Annotated in this window: 16 protein-coding genes; all 16 read right to left on the reverse strand. The window is 37.2% G+C overall.

Annotated elements, in window-relative coordinates; genetic code table 11:
* Positions 1-281: 281 nt before the first annotated feature.
* On the reverse strand, positions 282-1,811 hold the full coding sequence (locus tag FS486_RS02030) for a SpoIID/LytB domain-containing protein (RefSeq protein ID WP_144509585.1): 1,530 nt from the start codon (positions 1,809-1,811) through the stop codon (positions 282-284).
* Positions 1,812-2,513, reverse strand: coding sequence for an SH3 domain-containing protein (locus FS486_RS02035; RefSeq protein ID WP_186321292.1), 702 nt, complete (start codon positions 2,511-2,513; stop codon positions 1,812-1,814).
* 18 nt (positions 2,514-2,531) lie between these two features.
* Positions 2,532-5,084, reverse strand: coding sequence for an SH3 domain-containing protein (locus tag FS486_RS02040; RefSeq protein WP_144509587.1), 2,553 nt, complete (start codon positions 5,082-5,084; stop codon positions 2,532-2,534).
* Positions 5,085-5,565: 481 nt separating this feature from the next.
* Positions 5,566-6,609 carry an LCP family glycopolymer transferase gene (locus FS486_RS02045; protein WP_260857992.1) on the reverse strand — a complete coding sequence of 348 codons (1,044 nt, stop codon included), beginning with the start codon at positions 6,607-6,609 and terminating at the stop codon, positions 5,566-5,568.
* Positions 6,610-6,689: 80 nt separating this feature from the next.
* On the reverse strand, positions 6,690-7,910 hold the full coding sequence (locus tag FS486_RS02050) for a glycosyltransferase family 4 protein (protein WP_144509588.1): 1,221 nt from the start codon (positions 7,908-7,910) through the stop codon (positions 6,690-6,692).
* A 13-nt stretch (positions 7,911-7,923) separates the two neighbouring features.
* Entirely contained in the window at positions 7,924-8,787 is an 864-nt protein-coding gene (gene galU, locus FS486_RS02055; RefSeq protein ID WP_144509589.1) for a UTP--glucose-1-phosphate uridylyltransferase GalU, read from the reverse strand.
* 56 nt (positions 8,788-8,843) lie between these two features.
* The gene (locus FS486_RS02060) at positions 8,844-9,908 is read right to left on the reverse strand and encodes a glycosyltransferase (RefSeq protein WP_144509590.1); all 1,065 of its coding nucleotides are present in this window, start codon (positions 9,906-9,908) and stop codon (positions 8,844-8,846) included.
* The gene (locus tag FS486_RS02065; protein ID WP_144509591.1) at positions 9,905-11,020 is read right to left on the reverse strand and encodes a glycosyltransferase; all 1,116 of its coding nucleotides are present in this window, start codon (positions 11,018-11,020) and stop codon (positions 9,905-9,907) included. Before FS486_RS02065 ends, FS486_RS02060 begins: the two co-directional genes overlap by 4 nt.
* Complete coding sequence (locus FS486_RS02070; protein ID WP_144509592.1) at positions 11,017-12,408, reverse strand: oligosaccharide repeat unit polymerase; 1,392 nt, start codon at positions 12,406-12,408, stop codon at positions 11,017-11,019. The genes FS486_RS02065 and FS486_RS02070 overlap by 4 nt, the downstream gene beginning before the upstream one ends.
* A gap of 14 nt (positions 12,409-12,422) precedes the next feature.
* Positions 12,423-13,490: a non-hydrolyzing UDP-N-acetylglucosamine 2-epimerase gene (gene wecB / locus FS486_RS02075; RefSeq protein ID WP_144509593.1), complete on the reverse strand. Its 1,068-nt coding sequence runs from the start codon at positions 13,488-13,490 to the stop codon at positions 12,423-12,425.
* Positions 13,487-15,079 (reverse strand): 7-cyano-7-deazaguanine synthase, encoded by a 1,593-nt coding sequence (locus tag FS486_RS02080; RefSeq protein ID WP_144509594.1) that lies wholly within the window; start codon positions 15,077-15,079, stop codon positions 13,487-13,489. Before FS486_RS02080 ends, wecB begins: the two co-directional genes overlap by 4 nt.
* Positions 15,080-15,092: 13 nt before the next feature.
* Positions 15,093-16,508, reverse strand: coding sequence for a lipopolysaccharide biosynthesis protein (locus FS486_RS02085; protein ID WP_144509595.1), 1,416 nt, complete (start codon positions 16,506-16,508; stop codon positions 15,093-15,095).
* Positions 16,509-17,240 carry an acyltransferase gene (locus tag FS486_RS02090; RefSeq protein ID WP_144509596.1) on the reverse strand — a complete coding sequence of 244 codons (732 nt, stop codon included), beginning with the start codon at positions 17,238-17,240 and terminating at the stop codon, positions 16,509-16,511. It abuts the gene before it with no gap.
* A 13-nt stretch (positions 17,241-17,253) separates the two neighbouring features.
* A complete protein-coding gene (locus FS486_RS02095) occupies positions 17,254-18,570 on the reverse strand; it encodes a nucleotide sugar dehydrogenase (RefSeq protein WP_144509597.1) in 1,317 nt (438 codons plus the stop codon).
* A 168-nt stretch (positions 18,571-18,738) separates the two neighbouring features.
* Positions 18,739-19,752, reverse strand: coding sequence for a Gfo/Idh/MocA family protein (locus FS486_RS02100; protein WP_144509598.1), 1,014 nt, complete (start codon positions 19,750-19,752; stop codon positions 18,739-18,741).
* On the reverse strand, positions 19,749-20,486 hold the full coding sequence (locus tag FS486_RS02105; protein ID WP_144509599.1) for a hypothetical protein: 738 nt from the start codon (positions 20,484-20,486) through the stop codon (positions 19,749-19,751). Before FS486_RS02105 ends, FS486_RS02100 begins: the two co-directional genes overlap by 4 nt.
* Positions 20,487-20,520 lie beyond the last annotated feature (34 nt).

A 20,520-nucleotide genomic window follows, 5' to 3' on the forward strand; every position in this document is an offset into this window, starting at 1 on the left:
AATCATTCCTCAGTTCCCCATTGTGGCTGCTCAGTTACCCATAGCACCACTTGGGTTCCCCAATACACCTCTTGAGTTCACCAATAGCGCTCATGAATCCCCCATTCATTCCTCAGTTCCCCATTGTGGCTGCTGAGTTACCCATAGCACCACTTGGGTTCCCCAATACACCTCCCAAGTTCACCAATACATCTCTTGAATCCCCCAAACATTACCGCGCTACTTTGTTGCTACATCTTATTCCACATAAAAAAGCGACCATTCTCTGGTCGCTTTTTGTATTAGTACTTTTCGATTGTTGTGCCTTGGTAGTAGTGCTTTAGGATTTGATCGTATGTCCAGCCTGCGTCAGCGCGAGCTTTTGCTCCCCATTGGCTCATGCCGATTCGGTGGCCGTATCCTTTTCCTTTTACTGTGACAGTCTGGATACCAGTTGTTCCAGTAGTAGAGACAATTCCTTCATTCGTTTGAATGCTAACTGCTCCACTTGGGATTGTTTCTACGCCTGTCGCGGTTTGAACAGATGCACCTGTTAATGACGAGATGTCCGTTGTGCCATTTGTTTGTTGGACAGTGACATCCGTGATACCAGATGGTTTAGTGAATGAGATATCATACCAGCTAGATTTTAGTGATGCATTTTTTTCATCTAAAAATACGTTTCTCATCACTGTTTCATTGCCTGTGATTGTTTTCTCACCAGTAGAAGTTATTGCTGTTACCGCAGTAACCTCGCCATTGGAACCGCCTTTAGTAAGTTTTATATCTAGTAAGAGATCAGTTGTACTGAAACCAAACTTTTTGAGAATATTAGAAGCCGGAATATTTACTGACCAGTTATCGTATGGTGATTTTTCAATTGAATCATCTACCGAAACGAATTGTGGTACTTGGGCTGTGTTCCAGACTTCACCGATATTCGCTGTTTTACCGCCACTTGCTGCATAATAATAGGCTTGTACCAATTTTCCTTTCGATTTGACGACTAAATCTTTCGTTGCTTCGACAGCTGTATTTGTACTTTTTTGCTCAGAAGTATAGCCTTTGTACATTTGGTCTTTCGTAGTGCTACTTAAGATGCCTGCTTTACTTAACGTATAGCTTCGAGCAACAACCGCTTGTGCTTTTAATGCTTCTTGGTGCCAAGAAGCATATGACTCGTTAGGAATAACTCCTTTTAAGTAGTTTTCCAAATCTAGTCGGTTGACGATTTGTACAGTAGCTCCTGATTTCACAATATTAAAGCTTCCACGATACTGTGTGCCAGCAGGTGTTTTACCAAGAGGTTGTGACGCTACAGTTGCAACTTTCGCGCTGTCTGCAGGTACCCATGAAGATACCCCCTGCTCATCGGTAATGGAGTACCATACTTCCCCGTTTGTATTCGTAAATTCATCGACAAAGGTAGCACCTTGAAAAGCTTTATAGGATTTTATCGTTTCATATTCTGCAGTTGCCCCTTTTTTTCCATCTATATCCGATGTGAAGACAACCATTTTGTCATTACCTGTTAGTGCGTGTAAGGCAAATCCACTAGCCGAGAACATCGTTGCCCCCATTTGGTAAATCGAAACTTCCCCGTTCACTTGTGAAAAAGTTATCGGTGTATTTGGCAATGCAAAAAACATTTCTTTAGTCGTTAAGTTTTCTAGTTTATAAACACCTGTTAAATTAAGCGAAGTAGAAGAAGCGTTGTGAACCTCCACTTGTACTTGTTTAGAATAGCTTTCTTGTTTGTAAGCAAATGCAGTATTGGAAACCGCTAAACTAAGTGCCACTACTGATAGACCTATTACTAGTTGTTTAAACAATTATTTCACCTCAGTTAGCGTACTTAGCACCCACCCTTTAGTTCCTTTAGCGGTTTGCACGTTGTACCAGATTTCACCATTCGCATTTTTGAATGAATCTAAATATTTTAATGAAGTTCCTTTTGCCACTAGTTCAAGTGATGCATAATTTGTTGTTGCACCTTTTCTTACGTTTACTGCTTGCTTTGTCACCACTTGTGAAGGAACAACATTGCTCGGTTTTGTCGTTGTTACATCACCTGAGAATATCCAGCCTTTTACAGATGACGATACTTCTACACGGTACCATATACCATCAGCAGCTTTATGCTGATCAATAGCTGTTAATCCTTTATTCGCTCCAAAAGTTGCTAATACTTTATAGTCTCGTGTTGCTCCGCTATGCACTTTTACATTATTACTAGTTGTATAGACTGTTGTCGGAAAACTAGCATCTGGTTTATCTGTAGTAGGTGGCGGCGTTACAACCGTTCCACCTTCAGCCACTGCTTTTTGCAATTGTTTAATCACTGCATCCTGTTCCGCTACTTGCTTTTCTAATGCTGTTACTTTTGTTTTCAATGGATTTAATTGGGCTTGTACCCATTCAACAGATGCTAATAGTAGATTGGAATCCGCTTTTGTCGAGCTAGGAAGCGTGATTGTTAATAATAAGCTCAAACCTAGTACTACACCAATTGTAGCTAAAAATTTCTTTTTCATCGTATACATGTCTCCCTTTTATTGATTGAAGTAGTTTTCAAATCCTTTTCGAATACCTACTGCCGCATTTTTGCGGAATGTAGTAGAAGCCAATTGTGCCTCTTCTTTTGGGTTCGATATAAATGCCAACTCCACGAGTACGGAAGGCAGTTCATTCATACGATTTACATAAAAAACTTGTTCTTTTACGCCACGGTTATAGGTACCAACCGCTTTTACTAGATCGGATTGGATACTTTTTGCAAGCGTTAAGCTTCTCGGTCCGTTAAAGTTTACAGAAGCATTGTAATACGTAGTACTTCCTTTTGAAGAAGAATTAAATGAATCTGCGTGAATACTGATAAATGCATCGTAATCCGATTTATTGGAAATATCCGTACGTTGCTTTAACTCCAAGAAAACATCTGTACTTCTAGTAAGGACAACTTCTGCCCCAGCTGCTTCTAGTTCCGCTTTTAAAGCGATTGCGGTAGCAAGTGTGACATCTTTTTCTTTCGTTCCTTTTGGACCTACTGCTCCAGGATCTTTCGCACCATGCCCCGCATCAACGATAATTTTCTTTCCTGCTAATCCTTTTTGCATTACTTTGACAGTCAATTCTTTATCGCTGTCACGGATTGTGTATGTGTAATTCGGGTCGAATGTGATTAATAGAACAGAAGTACCACCAGATACTTTTTCTACTTTCATACTTTTCACACCTGTTACACTCGATTTAATCTCGTTGATATCGGATAAGTTTCCAAATATACGCAATACATTAGAAGATGGTGTCGAGTAGGTTATCTTAAACTTAGACGGTTTTGTCCAAACTAAGTAGTTTTGTCCGTTTCTTACTTCCGTTCTACCATTCGATAATTGGATCGGAGAAATATCAGAAAGAACAGAAGCTTGAATCCAACCACGTTTTTCACTTTGTGTTTCAATATTTACCCAGCCATTTAATGTACGTAATACACGTACAGGTGAGCTTAAAGAAATCGTATCTACTTTTTTCGATGATGCACTGGCACCACTGTATACGGTTGATGTTTTCGTACCGTATTTAGTTGGGATATTTTCATTTATCTCGAAGTCTGGTATCCATCCTTCTTTTCCAGCTGCTTTAATATTTATCCAAGTAGTACCATCACTAGCTGCTTGTTTTTTTAATACTGTGAAGCTTGTGTTTTTTGCAAGCCCTTGCAGAACAGCAGAATTGTAATTACTGCTTGCATACATTAATGCATTAGCACGTTTAATCGTCCCTGTTTCACCTGTTCCAGGTGTTTCTACCGGTTTTTCCTCTACTTTATCTACGAGGGAAACGACAGATTGATGGAGCCAAGCGTCCCCACTTGCCGTATTCACCTTATACCATTTTTCGTTTGAAGCGTCCTTTGCATATTGGCTAGACTCAAATAGGTCATTTTGTTTGGACTGGGTCACCACATCAAAATTAGTACCTGGGCCTGAACGCATATTTGCAACAGGTACGGAGACTTTTAAGTTATTATTCTCCGTTACTACTTCTCCATCAATAGAAGGGGTTTCAGGATCTGGATTTTCGGGTACAGTAGAAACACTATCGAATGCTTCTGCTGGCATCCAGCCTTTTTTCCCTACCGCATATGTTACTTGATACCATTTTTCTTTAGCGGCATTTGTAAACTCTTGATGGATTGCTAGTTTTGTACCTGTTTGAATTGTCGCTACTGTTTTATAACTTTTTGTCGCACCAGAATGTACGGTCGACGTTTTGCTTACTACTTTATTTGCGATAGAAGTTTCTTCAAATGCAGAGGCAAGCATCCAGCCTTTTTTACCAGTAGTATATGTCACTTGTACCCATTTTTCATTGTACCCATTTGTAAACTCTTGATGGATTACTAGCGTAGTACCTGGTTTAGCTGTAGAAACAACATCATAATTTTTTGTTGCTCCTTTATGGATCGTTGTTTGATTGACAACCTTCATAGAAGTCGCTGTTTCACCAGCTGTAGCGTTTAATGCAAATAAGTCTGAAATTACCCAGCCTTTTTTCCCTTTATATTCTACATTGAACCATACTTCTTTTTGAGTATTTGTGAATGTACTTATTATTTTCAATGAAGTCCCTGTAGGGATTGTAGCTACTACTTTATACGCAGTTGTAGCACCGCTTCTCATATTAGCAGCACTATTTCCAATTTTTTGCGTTGTACCTTCATATGATTTTCCAGATGTCGTGGAAGCTTCTTTTACAGCTATTGGAGCAATTGCTTGTAAATAATCACTTATAATCCAACCTTCTGTCGAATTATAAGAGACTTGATACCATACTTGGCCATCATTATTTTTGACATGCGACAGTACAGACACAATTTGACCAGTTTGCACTTTAGAGATACTGTCAAACTCAGTACCGGCACCTGTTCTAACATTGACATTAGATGCTGTTATTTGGGCGTTTTTTCCTACGATTTGATGAATGTCGTCTAACACTACAGTGGCATTGGAAGCGGCATATACAGATGGTGAATCACTCACAAGAAGATTCATTGGCAAAAGAACAGAAGTTGCTAAGACGGATGATGCGATTACTTTTTTCATTTGTTCCTCCTTGAAACGTGTATTTCCTCCATTTTAATGCACCATTCTACATTAAACAATCCAACTAATGTAATTAAATCCAATGTAACTAAAATTTAATATAAAAAAATACAACTTTTCGTTTATGTTACGGCTAGCTTTAAGGAAGCGGTCGCTTGGATTTCCGCTGCTGCCGGACGCTTTTTAGTGGGGCGAGTGATGAGCCTTCACCGTCCGCTTTGGCGGTCGCTTGTGAAGTCTCATCTTACTCACTTGATCCTCCTGGAGTCGCCGGCCTTTTCGCTCCGATCCATCAAAATATCCGTTTTTATCCGTATTTATTATCCATTAATAGTCAGGAAATGGCTTAGCGAGACCAATTGTCACATGAAAGCAACCAATTCAATAGGCAACGCAACGAGATTGAACTTGAAAGCAATCAGATTGACAACGAGCGCAACCAAAATAAAAAAAACGAACAGCCCGGGTTGGACTGTTCGTTTTATTCACCGATAGTTAGGTCATGCACAGTTGTCGATTTGTTCATTTCGCTTTGGGCATTTTGACCGAAATCGTCTAAATTTAGTTTCAGCTGTCTTTTAATTTCTTCCAAAGAGTCTTCTTTAGGAATGAAGTAATAGATGCCTTTAATCGTCGTATCGTCCCCTTCTAATTGTAACTGCTCGATTGGGGAGGATTTTAAATTTTGATACGTTTTGATCAAGCTAAAGTATTCGGATGAAGGAATATTTGTCTTCACATTATTTCCAACATCTTTTATCATATCATCGATATTTGCGATATTGCTAATACTTGTCGCTTTGTTGATAATTTCTTGAATCACTTGTTTTTGGCGAAGATTGCGTCCCATGTCACCTTGTGGATCTTTTTTACGCATTCGTACGTATGCAAGGGCTTCATTACCATCTAAGAACATTGGCCCTTCTGTGTACTTCTTCCATTTTAAGCTACCTGTAAGCTGTGCGCTAAATGTAAAAGGAACATCTACTTCAACTCCGCCAACCGTATCGACAATATCTTCGAATCCTTTAAAATCAGTAGAAACATAATAATCAATCGGAATATCCAACAATTCCTCTACTGCGTTGATAGTGTAGTTTATACCACCATTGGCATAGGAGTGATTGATCTTATCTTTGTATCCTAAGTCAGGAATATATACTCTCGAATCTCGTGGGATACTTACGAGTGATATTTTTTCTGTTTTAGGATTAATAGTAGCCAATATCAATACATCTGACCGGCCATACTTAGCTTTTTCTTCATTTTCTATTCCTGCTAACAAAATAGTAAATGCGGAATCTTCCGCTTTGGCATTATCTATTTTGCTCGTTGTATCATCTTTTGTTTCCTTATCTCTTTCCAATGGCTCATAAATCTTATTCATAGCATTTTTTGTCTGAAGTGATAAATTTGTAGCGAAAACAATAACTCCAGATAAAAGAATCATGGAAATAATAAGTATTGTATATAAAATTTTTCTTCTCGTCTTGGTTTTACGTTTCTTTTGACGTGAAGTAGTCATAATACTTCCCTACTTTACTGTTAAAATATAATCTCACCAATTATACATAAAATATTGCCCAATGTATATGGAAAAGACCATTACTTCTTCGTAAGGTTTTGCAAAAGATCTGTCACAATAGAAGTCCAACTATACTCATTTAACGCTAGTTGTCTTCCACTTTCTTGCATTTTCGCCCTATTTTCCTCATCCATTTCGACAAATGCAAACATCGTTTCTGCGATGGAATCGACATTTTCTGGCTTAGCAACGAGACCTATATTGTTCTTTGTAACAATTTCTGCACTTTCTCCTTTTCCGCAATACAGCACTGGTACTCCAGATGATGCGGCAGGGAAAATTTTCGACGGACGAGCGCCTTCAAATAACTCTAAATCGCGTAAAGGAACAATACTAACATCCGTAACTGAGAATAGCTTTGGCATTTCCTTTAAAGGTAGATGTCCTAAAAATGTAATATTAAACAAACCTAATTCTTTCGCTAATTGATGCAATTTTTCCTCTTCAGGACCCGCTCCTGCAATTAAAAAATGTGCATGTGGCACCATTTCTTGCATTTTTTTAGCAGCATGTAAAATAAATTCTAATCCTTGTGCGTAGCCTAGATTACCACCGTAGGAAAACACAAATTTCTCTTGCAAGCCGAATTTCTCTACATATTCTTCATTTTTTTCTTCGGGCTGAAAGAAATTCGTATTTACTCCGTTTGGTAAAACAAATACTTTATCTTCCGGTTGGGAGTGATTAATAATATAGGATTTAATGCCATCCGTCGCTGTTGCGATTTTCCATGAATGCTTGTATAAAAAGGACTCTAAAATCTCGGCCAGCTTAATAAAAAACTTATTTTTTACCAATCCAAGTTTTACAGCAGACTCTGGCCAAACATCCGCCACATTAAAAACAAACTTCGCTCCTTTTAGTTTGGCACTTAAAAGACCAGTTAACCCTAAAAAGATAGGTGGCGAGTTTACAATAATTACATCTACTTTACCTGTTTTCATCAACCCGTAAAACGAGCTGAAAGTGAATGAAAAGTAAGATACTAATCGCTTCCAAAATGTTCCCTTTTTCGAAGGATAAATCCACGTACGATGGACGGGCATCCCATCCCATTTTTCGAATTGATACTTTTTCCCTTTATACTCATCTGGAATAATACCATGCGGATGATGAGGAAAAGCAGTAACTACTTGAATATCATGCGATTGCGCAAGCAGTTCTTTACTAACCTCATACACACGGATTTGTGGAGCACCTGTTTCAGGCGGGAAATGTTGACATAAATATACGATACGCATAGCAATCACCGATTCAATCTTTCAATTTATTCTTCAAGTACGCTAGTAACGGTTCTTTTAAATCGTCACGTTTTAATGCAAAGTCAAACGTTGCTTGTAAAAATCCAAATTTATCTCCAACATCATATCGTTTTCCTTCGAATATGTATGAGTAAATAGATTCTTTTGTTAATAATGAATCAATAGCATCCGTTAATTGGATTTCCCCTTTAGCATCTGGCTGTACTTTTTCTAGCTCATCAAAAATGGCAGGAGATAATATATAACGACCAACAATCGCTTGGTTAGAAGGTGCATCTTCAACAGCAGGTTTTTCAACTAAACGCTTTACTGTGAACAGATTATTGTCTGCCTCACTATAGTCAACGATTCCATATTTATTGACATCCTCATTCGGAACTTCATTTACACCTAAAATGCTGCTTTGTACCTCTTCGTACTTTTCAATCATTTGTTTTAACGCAGGAACTTCTGCATCGATAATATCATCTGGAAGTAAAACGGCAAATGGTTCGTCACCGATGAATTTCTTTGTGCATAAAATCGCATGTCCCAAACCTAGTGGTTCTTTTTGACGCATATAGTGGATGTCCACCAAATTTGAAATGTTTTCAACTGTTTCTAGTAATTCAACTTTTCCTGTCTTTTTCAAAAGAAGTTCTAACTCGATTGATTTATCAAAATGGTCTTCCATCGATTTTTTATTGCGACCTGTCACAATAATAATGTCTTCGATTCCCGAAGCGATTGCTTCTTCAATAATATATTGTAAATTTGGTTTATCAACGATTGGCAACATTTCTTTTGGCAATGCTTTCGTGGCAGGTAGAAAACGAGTTCCAAAGCCTGCTGCAGGAATTACTGCTTTTTTAATCATGTACAATCACCTTTTCACGTATCAGACTGTCTTGAAAACGTTTGTCCACAGTCTGATTAATATTTTTCGTACAAGGAAAGCATATAATGCGCATTATCAATCCAGCTATAATGCTCTTTCACATGCTCTACGCCGGCTTTCCCCATGGCAGCTCGTAAGTCACTGTTTCTCGCAAGCTTTTTAAATGCAGTCGCTAATTGTTCTGGACTATTTTTATCAACTACAATTCCAGTCACATCTTGTACAACAACCTCAGGTAAGCCTCCGACATTTGAAACTACTACTGGCACACCACAGGCCATTCCTTCAACCGCTGCAACCCCAAAGCTTTCACTATCTTCTGTTGATGGGGCAGCAAAAATCGACATTTTGCGAATGATAGCTGGAACTTCTGTGTTGGGAACCTTCCCAGTGAAAGTAGTCACTTCTTCGATCCCTAAATCTTTTGCTAGCTGTTCATATTCAGCTCTTTGTGGGCCATCACCTGTTATAAGAAGCTCCGAGTTTGGAAACTCTTTATGAAATAGCGCAAAGCCTTTCACTAAGTCTGCAATTCCATATTTATCTTCTAAAGCTTTTACTGTTCCAACAATAATTTTTTCGTCTGTTTCTACAGCATGCTCTGGAGGATAAAATTGTTCGATATCCACACCAAATGGTGTTACTTCTACCTTTTTGTTTGTATATAGATTTGTTTCTTTTGCCATTACATGACTCGTTGAAAAAATAGCATGCGCTTTACCTAGCGTATACTCAACTAGCTTTTGGTTGAGTCTGCTTTTTTTAGGAACGACAAAAATGTCTTTCCCCCAAACCGAAACAAAAAACTTTTTATAATTCACCATTGCACCTAATAAGCCATAACTCGACACATAATGTGCATGCAAAATATCCGGATTCCATTCTTTTAACATTTTCTTCAAAGTTGGGGCTGCTGCTAAATAGGAAGCTTTACTCGGCAATAGTTTAGGCAAAATTTCAGTTGGTACTAAATTTGCATTGTCCTCTGAATAATGATCTTTAAATGTATACACTTTCACTTCAATGCCTTGCGATTGATAAAACAAGGCCCACTTTTGTGTATGAATGGATCTACTTGGAGCTAATAATGCGATTTTCATTTTTTGCCTCCTATTAGAGCATGCGCAGCTTGTTCAGCACGTTCATTCCATGCATGCTTTTGTAAAAATGTTTGTTGAATATTTCGTTTGTATTGTTCAAATTGCGGCTGTATCGAATGCATGCCCTGAACAAGGCTTTCTGCGTCATCTCTAGTGATGATGCCATACGGGCCAGACAATATGAAATCTTCCTGCGCTGAACAATCAGTTGCAATAATCGGAAGCCCTGCGGTTAAGTATTCTACTAACTTGATCGGAACAGCAAAATCATTATAAATAGATCGTTTTCTTGGAATAAATGCAAAATCTACTTTCGTATATAGTTGTTGCAATTCCTCACCGCTCACATGCTGTAGATCGATATAAGGTTTATTTAGCTTGTCCTTATCCGAACTGCTAAGTTGTGTATATTCATCTTCACGGCATACGATAACCAATTCGCCTTTGATGTCGTCTTTATTCAACAAGGCGAAGGAATCTACTAAAGTAGGTAATCCGTAATCATCGTTATTAATGCCGCCTACATAAATTCCTTTGAACGGACTTTGTATCGCATTGCTATTTGTATGGATTTCCGTAAAACGTCCACCAGGAGGCAAAGCCATTTTGGCAGTATTAATATTCACATAGTCGCCCATTGCATCACTTGGTAAAAAGACGGTATGCATATACTTTTCGTAAAATTTTTCTTCTTTTTTATAAATAGTTTGCATGATGAATTTTTTTAGGCCTTTTAACGAGTACAACTCGTCAAATTTCCAATAGACATCACGATAGAAGACGCCGATCGGCACATTATGTTTCTTTAATGTTTGAAAAACGTCTTTATCTATTTTCCTATCTTTCGGTATATGCCCAGGGTCTGTCAGCCATAAAGGGATTGTTTGGTTTTCCGAATAGCAAAACAATGTCTGTTCATATTTTTTCTCTTCTACTAGTTGATTCCATTGTAGACGACGTTCCTGACTCGTTCCAGAAATAACAATCATCTCTACGCCATGTTTTTTGGCATAAGCTTCAAATGCCTTGATCATTTCCACTGGACGAATGGCCGAGCCACTTTTAGGATTAGATGCAAGCGTAAATGGATAATAGATGATGATATTTTTCATGCCTTCACTCTTTTCTTCTTCACTTTACTCATTACAAAATTCCAGATGACGTGAAAATATTGCTCTAGTATAAACAATCCGCCTAATACGATCGTTAATAATACCCAAATCGGATTAAAGAAAAAGTCGGAAACCCCTCCAACAAGCGTTCTAGGTATATTAATTGTAAAGTAGATGAATAATGCAATTACTACCGGCGTTTTAGGTAAACGTAAAAATATAATATAAAGAATTTGAATGACAATAGCAATATAAATAATTGCAATCATGACACCAATATATCCAAAAGAAGCAAAGGCTTCTCCTAAGAAAATCGTATTTAGTACGCCTCCCGTCCCTTTGTCTATATTTTCAGGAAAGACATTTTCCATTACCATTCTTGCCGAACGGACTTGTTCCACATCGAATACTTTCGCGATAAAAGAAGGCAATCCTTTCGCTTCCAATAAGGAAAGAGAATGAGAAAATGTATCTAAATGTAAAAAGAAAGGAGAAATCTGTGCTAGTATTATTCGTCCGATTGGACCTGAGTTATATGCTAAAAAGCTTCCAACTTCCGTAACACCTTGAATAGCAATATACATAACAACTAATAGCACACTTCCGGCTATTATATATGCACTTATTCTTCTCCAATTCAATTTTAAACGTCCAGTATAGACAGCTGCTAGCAATAACATGATGATGTAAAAGAAAATAGGAGACTTAGCCAAATCATATGTAGAAATTAAAATGGAAGAAACAAATAGCATGAAAAATAGAAATTTCCAATATAATGTCTTTGTTTGTGTCGCGTATACAAACGCAATAATAGATAATACAGGAGTTAAAGCAATCCCAAATATATTACGAATATAAACATCGATTCCACTAATTCCTCTAGATGCATCTATTCTCATTTTTGCAAGGTCTGACGTATTTCCTTTTAACAGCTCGAAAATCGGTACCGTATTCGTTTTTAATAATGAATAGGCAATCGCCAATACGGATATAGCCGCTAAAGCGCCAAATGCGAGCTTAAATATACGTCTATTCTTATCTACACTTGTACGAACGGGTTCATGTAGGTAACGATCGAATTCTAATTGTGAATTAAAACCAAAGATTCTTCCTACAACTAATTGTGTTAGTGGGAATAAAATCATTAAAATCGTCAATAAAACAAAGCCAATGATTCGATATTCCTCATGGTCCATTCTTTTGATCATATAATAATCATCTATTCCTAAAGCTATTAATAATCCGCCAATATAACTGGAGATAAGGAAAGAATAATAATATATAATGGAAATCATATTTGGCTTTACAAGAGAAAGGCTTCCAGAGACCTTTGCAAAAAGGTATGTGGAAGCCACCACAGTAAAGAGCCATATGCTAAAAATTAACAATGCTCACACCTACTTTATTTACTCGAATATTCTTTAAGTAAAGCTAACACTTTTTCTGCTGTTTTTCCAGCTCCAAATACAGGTGTATAAGAAGGAGAAACTTGTTTTTGCACAGCTTCCACTATTTTATCTGTATTTGTACCAGTTAAAATATTGGCATCTTCGATTAATGTTTCCACCCATTCTGTTTGATCACGAACCGTCACACAAGGAACTTCCGCAAAATAAGCTTCTTTTTGAACCCCACCTGAATCGGTAACAATTTTCTTTGCATTTGTCTCTAAAGAAAGCATATCTAAATATCCTACTGGCTCGATTACTTGGAGATTAGGAACTTCTTCTAATTGGAAGCCATAATCCTCTAACTTTTTCTTCGTACGTGGATGAATAGGCCATACTTTTTTATCTGGAATTTGACGGAATGCATCTAAAATAGATTTCATCCGTTCAACATCATCTGTATTTTCAGCTCTGTGAATCGTGATGAGTAAATAGTCTTTTGCTTGTAATTGTTCACGTTCTAAAATAGTCGACGTTGATTGTGCAAGTGTTTTATTGTATAAAACTGCGTCATACATAACGTCACCAATATTATAAACGCCTTCCGAAACGTTTTCGTTTGTTAAGTTTTGAATAGCCGTTTCTGTAGGGCATAGAAGTAGAGTAGACACATGATCGGTTAAAATACGGTTAACTTCTTCTGGCATTTTCTTATTAAAGCTTCTAAGACCCGCTTCTATATGAACAATTGGAACATGTAGCTTCGCCGCTGCCAGTGCACCAGCTAAAGTAGAATTAGTATCACCGTAAACAAGCACAAAATTCGGTTGTTCCGTTAAAATAATATCTTCAATTTTAGCAAGCATTTCACCAGTCTGTTTTCCGTGATTCCCAGAACCGATACCTAAATGATAGTCTGGCTTTGGAATGTTCAACTCATCGAAAAAAATATCCGACATATTGGCATCATAATGTTGCCCCGTATGAACGATCAGCTCTGTTACCTCTTCACGAATCACGCGGGAAACTGCCGCTGCTTTTATAAATTGAGGTCTAGCACCTAATATTGTTAAGACTTTCATTTCGTTAGCTCCTTCATCATTTGAATCATGTCTTTGGCTATGAATGCATTGATATTATATGGTTGCTTATACTTGTTACCATTCCTTTTAAAGGAAAGGGACTGTTTATATTGTTGATAGGTTGGATAAATGCCATACCATTCCATTGGCTCTTCGAAGTATTGCTTGTACAGCTTTCGCTTACGGTACACCTTTCGCAAAATAGGATATAGCAACCCATATTTATTTTTCAATGAGTTTTCTGGACCCGGTTTATGGGGCAATGGATAAAAATCGGGATACATTTTATGCAATGTATAGTCATACAAGTATTTTTTATATTTCAAATCAGCTGGAATTTTACTGAAAAAGTAAATTAAGCGATCATCCCATAAAGGCATGGACCAATCTTGTTCAAAATATTCATATACTCTAATTGAGTTTATGATGAACTTTGCTTGTCTCTCTTTCCAGTTCCACTCATCAATGATAGAAGTCACACGTTCATTATTCAATGCTGTGTATGTGGAAACATCCTTTGTCACCGTTTTACCGATATCACTTGTAGTATGACTAAGTCCATTTTCTATTTGCCATAAACGAAAATGCTTAGGGATAATGAAATCCACTACTTCACTCGAAGCAAATTCTTTATCAACAATTGCTTCATAAGGCAAATGACTGCCCCCTAAAAAGTCGAGAGAATGACCAGGAAGGAATACAGCTTTTTCTAGACCTTCTTCCTCCACTAACAATTTTGTACTTGGGAAGTCTTGTAAATGCGCAACAGATGTTCCATTACAAGCATACACTACGTAGTCTTGCCAAAGCTTAGACTTATATAAGTCTCCCCACATCGCTTTATCATAAGCAAAATACTTCCACTTCAATCCTAATCTATCGGCAATTTCTTTACTAACTGTTGCTTCTCCATTACCTGGTCTACCATATGTAAATGTAATAATAGAATCAGAAAGACCTTTGTCCTTCAACAGCAAAGCCATTATACGAGAATCATATCCTCCACTCAAAGGAAGGATAATTTTGCGTCCGGCTATTCTTTCTACTAAATCATCGAAGATTTTATGCAAAATATGCGCTAGCTCTTCAGCAAAATTATCTATAGAATCTTGTTCCTTTTCCACAACATATGAATAATAGGATTGCTTTAAAGCATGATCTTTTAAACGCACAATTGTGGCAACCTCGAGCTGATACCAATTCTTATATAATGTTTTTTCACCAGTAACAAAACCAGCTAGTAATAGTTCTTCTTCCGCCTCTTCTCGAATTGACATCGAAGGTTTTGGTTCTATATAATCTTGAACAATCCAATTATTCGTTTCACTTTTCGAATAGAATAAAGGTATAGATCTTTTCTTATCTGTCACCAAAGTAGTCTCATCTTCTTTTTGCAAGATCAGTGCAAACTCACCATTCCACTTAGTAACTTCTTCGGATGAGGCTCCTTTAAATATATCAGCAAAATTTTTATGGGTGACATATTGATTTTCATAGTAGAAATAACCTCTAAAAAAACCTTCATACCCCATGCAGTTTATAGGATAAAAATCTTTATGCCTAAGGTTAGTTATACAATTCTTCGCCATGTCTTATCCCCCATTATTTTCTTTTTATAAAGTACTTGTCCATACGCACAAGTAATACTAGAACTATAAATGCAATCCATACACCCGCGATTAACCAGCTATTTAAATCATTTACTTGAATATAGACTATACTGCCGGTTGCAGCAATTAGCCAAAAGATTGTCCAGCCCATTTTAAATCCGGAGAATGGGACATAGTATAGTTTCTGGCTTTTGCGAAACACGAGAAATAATGCAACACAATACGCAACAATATACGAGATAACGGTACCCCATATTGTAAATTGTGGCACCAAAATGAAATTTAAAATAATTGATATTACTGCAGCAATACCAAAAGCAATCGAAATATGCTTCGTTTGTTTTGTATAAAATATTCCTGTCGAAACAATCATATAATAAAAACTTAAAAATGTAGCAATAGAAATAGGAGCCACGTACTGAAACGCAATTCTAAAATTCTCTGGCATCACTAATATAATCCAAGGCATGAAAGTAGCTAATGCTAAAACTCCAAAACTACCAGCTATAAGGAAAGCCGCATATAAAGTAGCAAACAATTGTGAACCATCTTTTTTATCTTTCATAGACATAGAGAAAGGTCTCCATGCAAGCTGAATACCACTAGTTAATAAAGTAATAAATGTCGCGAATTTAATAGCTGTTCCATAAATACCTACATCATCTAAAGTGCCATATGCCTTCAAAAAGAAATTATTCGCATTAGCAATGACCCAGAAGGCTAAAGATGCCGGGACTAATGGAGCTGCATAAACTAATATTTTCTTTAAAATCGTCATGTCAAATAAAGGTTTAATATAAACTCCGACTGGTTTTATTAAAACTAAAACAATGATACCCACACTTATTAAACGTGCAACTAATATACCTTCTAAGGAATTCCAAACAAACATTAAAAATAGCAGGGAAACAATTGCTATTAAAAGCATTTTTCCTACAGTTGTAGCGACTACTCTTTTTGTATGAAACTCATATCTTAAAATGGTTAGAACTAATGTAAGAATTGTATCTAAGCAGAGCGTACCCAATGCAATATAGAATAATTGAGAGTATCCAGAAGACTCCAGGAGAAGCGCAGAAAGCCAATCTCCACCTATTAAAAATACGATAAAAAGTAAAACAACTAGCGATAGACGGAATGTCATAACCGATCGAACATACTTTTCACGAGTTTCTTTATCTTTATACTCGAAATAATAAAATGCTAAGGCAGAATCAGTTCCGAATATCACTAGGAACGTAAGCATAGATACAGTTGTATCTACCATTTGAAGCATACCTATCAATGATTCTTTTTCCAGATAATGTGCATATAGCGGGAACAATATAAACGCAATAAGCTTTGTTCCAACATTCATAAATGCGTAAAGGAGCGAATCCGCTCCTAAACGTTTTAGCTGAGAAAACACTTAAAGTAGTTCCTCCTCAGGTACATTTTTCATGATTTTAGCTGGGAACCCTTTAATCAGTGTTTTTTCTTCTGTGTCTTTTGTAACTAAAGCTCCTGCTGCTACAAAAGTTTCTTCTGCAATTGTAATTCCAGGTAAGATAATAGACGCTCCACCAACACGAGCTCCACGTTTTACGATTGCACCTTTGATCTTATCAAAACGTGCTTCCGTTCTACCCATAAAATTATCGTTCGTTGTTGTTACACAAGGAGCGATGAATACATGATCCTCTAAAGTAGAGTGCGCTGTAATATAAGAGTTCGATTGAATTTTCGTACGGTCACCAATAGTTACAAAGTTTTCTACTGTAACATTGCGTCCGATTATAACGAAAGAACCAATTTCCACATCTTCACGCACAGTTGCCAAGTCAGCAATCAACGTACTTTCGCCAACAATAGCTCCTCTATAAACAATCGTGTTTGCTCCAATTGTACATTCTTTTCCAAGTTGAAGCGGTGGTATTTCTTTCGTAATTTGCATCGTACTTGTCTTTGCAGGCTTTGGTTGTTTCCCAACTACCGCACCGTCATCAATTGTCGTGCCTTCCCCAATAATGGTACCTGCATGGATTGTTACTCGATTACCAACACGTACATTGGCACCTATTTTTGCTCCCTCTTCTATTACAGAAAAGTGACCGACTGTTGTATTTTCACCTAGTTCAGCTGTTTCATGTATAAAGTTCATGTTCATTGCCTCCTTACAGTTTGATGTAACGATTTGGAGTTTCAATACCTTTAAATGCATTACGCGTATCAAAAATAACTTTTGAGCGTTTAGCGATATTTTCATAGTCAAATGCCGTATGATCTGTAGCCAGAATAACTATATCCGCCTCTTCTAATAATTCATCCGTTAATTCAGTCGTTTCTAACGTTTCACCATTCACTCTGAATTTTTCCACATGTGGGTCGATTGCTTTGAAATCTGCCCCTTGTTGGATTAATAATTCGATTAGTTTCAATGATGGAGATTCACGCATATCATCGATATCTTTTTTATATGCAACGCCTAGTAATAGTACTTTTGCGTTACGTAGTGCCTTACCTGCGTCATTCAAGATTTGCATCGCACGAGTAATTACATAATCCGGCATCGAGTTGTTAATTTCTCCAGCAAGCTCGATTAATTTTGTATGGTAATTATATTCTCTAGCTTTCCATGTTAAATAGAATGGATCGATTGGAATACAGTGACCACCTAATCCTGGACCTGGATAGAATGCCATGAAGCCATATGGTTTCGTTTTAGCTGCATCGATTACTTCCCAAACATCGATACCCATTTTTTCACAAAGAACAGCCATCTCATTTGCAAGTGCAATATTAATATGACGGAATGTGTTTTCGAAGATTTTTTCCATCTCTGCAATTGCTGGACTTGAAACTTTATGCACATCGCCGTCTAATACACTGCTATAAAGTGCAGCTGCAACATTTGTACATTTTTCTGTAATACCACCAACTACTTTTGGTGTGTTTTTTGTGTTAAAGCTTTTATTACCTGGATCAATACGCTCAGGAGAATATGCGATGAAAATATCCTCTCCTACAGTAAATCCTTTATCTTCTAATGCCTTGCGAATAATTTCTTCTGTTGTACCAGGGTAAGTTGTAGATTCAAGCACGACTAATGTACCTGGTTTCGCATAGTTTGCAATTTCATTGACAGAGCTTTCTACGTAAGATGTATCTGGTTGTTGATAAATATCAAGTGGGGTTGGAACACAAATAGCAACCGCGTCCACCGAACTAATTGAACCGTAATCAGAAGATGCTCTTAAGTGACCTGAATCTACCATTTCTTTCAAATCGTGATCTACTACATCACCGATATAGTTAACCCCTTTATTTACTTGTTCAACTTTAGATTCTTGTACGTCAAAACCGATTACAGTGTATCCAGCTTTTGCTTTTTCTACTGCAAGAGGTAATCCAACATAACCTAAGCCAACGACCCCAATTACTGCTGTATGGTTTTCAATTTTTGCTAATAATTCTTCATAGTATGTAGACATTATTGTCTCTCCTTTTTAATTAAGCTCATTTAAACTAAATTGACGATTTCCGTTACAGGAAGATGCATTCCGCGAGTTGTGCGATCACTCATTCCGCTGGAGTCGTTGCCTATAATGCATGACAAATAAATGTATCAAAACGAACATCGCAACTAATCAAGCCTATAGTTACGAAAATAATATACGTTTTCCTGTTTCTGACGATTCAATAATTGCTTCGATCAAACGAACTGGGTTATATCCATCGAGTCCGCCAACAGCCGGTTCCCGATCTTCTTTGATCGCTCCTACCATATCTTCTATTATACAGTCATGCCCTTTTTTACCCCACGGCTCTTGCTGTATTTTTGCTTTTAATGCTTCTACTTCATCCGCTGTAGTGCCTTCCACATCCCATGTTTCGATAAATAAAGCATTTTTGCCGCTTACTTTTACGCTAGCTGTTTCTCCGAAAATGGATAGGGATTCTTCTAAGTTTTGTGGATAGATTGTAGTAGCGGCCTCCACCACTCCAAGTGCCCCACTTTCAAACTCAATCAGTGCCGTCGCTACGTCTTCTGTTTCAATATTACGGAATCTTGTTGCTACCATACCTTGAACGGATTTGACTGGTCCCATAAACCAAAGCAACAAGTCTAAGTTATGTATTGCTTGGTTCATCAATACTCCGCCATCGAACTTTTTCGTACCTCGCCACGGAGCTTGGTCGTAATATTCTTGTCCTCTATTCCAACGGACCGTTGCATTAGCGTGGCTCAATTTACCAAACTTCCCAGCATCCATTAATTCGCGTACTTCCATAATTGCTGGTCGATAACGATTTGGGTGAACGATTGCAAGTTTGATCCCTTGCTCTTTTGCAACCTCCATCATTTCTTTCGCATCAGTAGAGTTAAGTGCCATTGGTTTTTCAGTAATAATATGTTTTTTATACTTAGCTACGACTTTCGTCAAATTTGCATGCAATCCTGATGGTACACAAATATTTACTACATCAATTTGAGGATTATCTGTTAGCATTTTCTCTAAATCTGTATATTTCAAAACATTTTCATCGTCTATAATTAATCTATCTGGGTTCGTATCACAAATGGCAAATAAGTTTGCGCCTTCTGTATTGCGGATAGCAGCTATATGCTTATCTGCTATAAACCCCATACCTACTATTGCAAATTGAATCATGCTCTTTTACTCCCTCTTGCCTCTAAAATGTATTTCCATAAAGATAAAATAAAAATCGCAAATAAAATTCCTAGGACTAATCCTGCGATTGCACCTTCTAAACCATATGATTTAGTTTGCTTGACATATATATTAGCAAGTGCAGGTTTTTCATATGAAATAATGTCGTTTCGTACACGCTGCTCTGTAGCCATAGAGTTAGTTAAATCCATTTCTGCTTGACTCAACAGGGTTGTATAATTGTTAATCTCCGTCAAGTTATCTGATTTAGCCAATGCTTTTTTATAAGATTCTATACCTTCTTGTAATGTTTTGATTCTAGCTGATTGAGCTAGGGCATATGTTTGTGTGCCATCAATTACTTTATCGTTTTGTTCCATTAAGGCTTTCATTACCTGGTCATCAAATAATGTAAGTTCTTTTGTTACTTGTTCTTTAGTATCTCCATAAACTTCTGTTTTAATATAACTTCTAGTTGGAACAAATACATCAGCTTTGCTAGTAAAATGTCCACCATACTGTGCCATAATATGTTCTGGATTCGTTAAGGCTTCCAGTTTTACTGATCCGGTAAATATTGTACTTTTCCCTACATACTCACCGTCTTTTGGTATTAGCATAGAAGCACCATATCCAAGTAAAGCAACAATTACAGGGATAATAATAAACCAAACCTTCTTTTTCCAAAAGAATTCTAATGAATCATACAATCGATATGTCTTATTTTCCGCCATTACACTTCTCCTATCAGATATATCTAGTTAAAAA

Origin of the sequence: Bacillus sp. FJAT-22090 (genome assembly GCF_007676755.1) — a bacterium.
Taxonomy (GTDB): Bacteria; Bacillota; Bacilli; order Bacillales_A; family Planococcaceae; genus Psychrobacillus.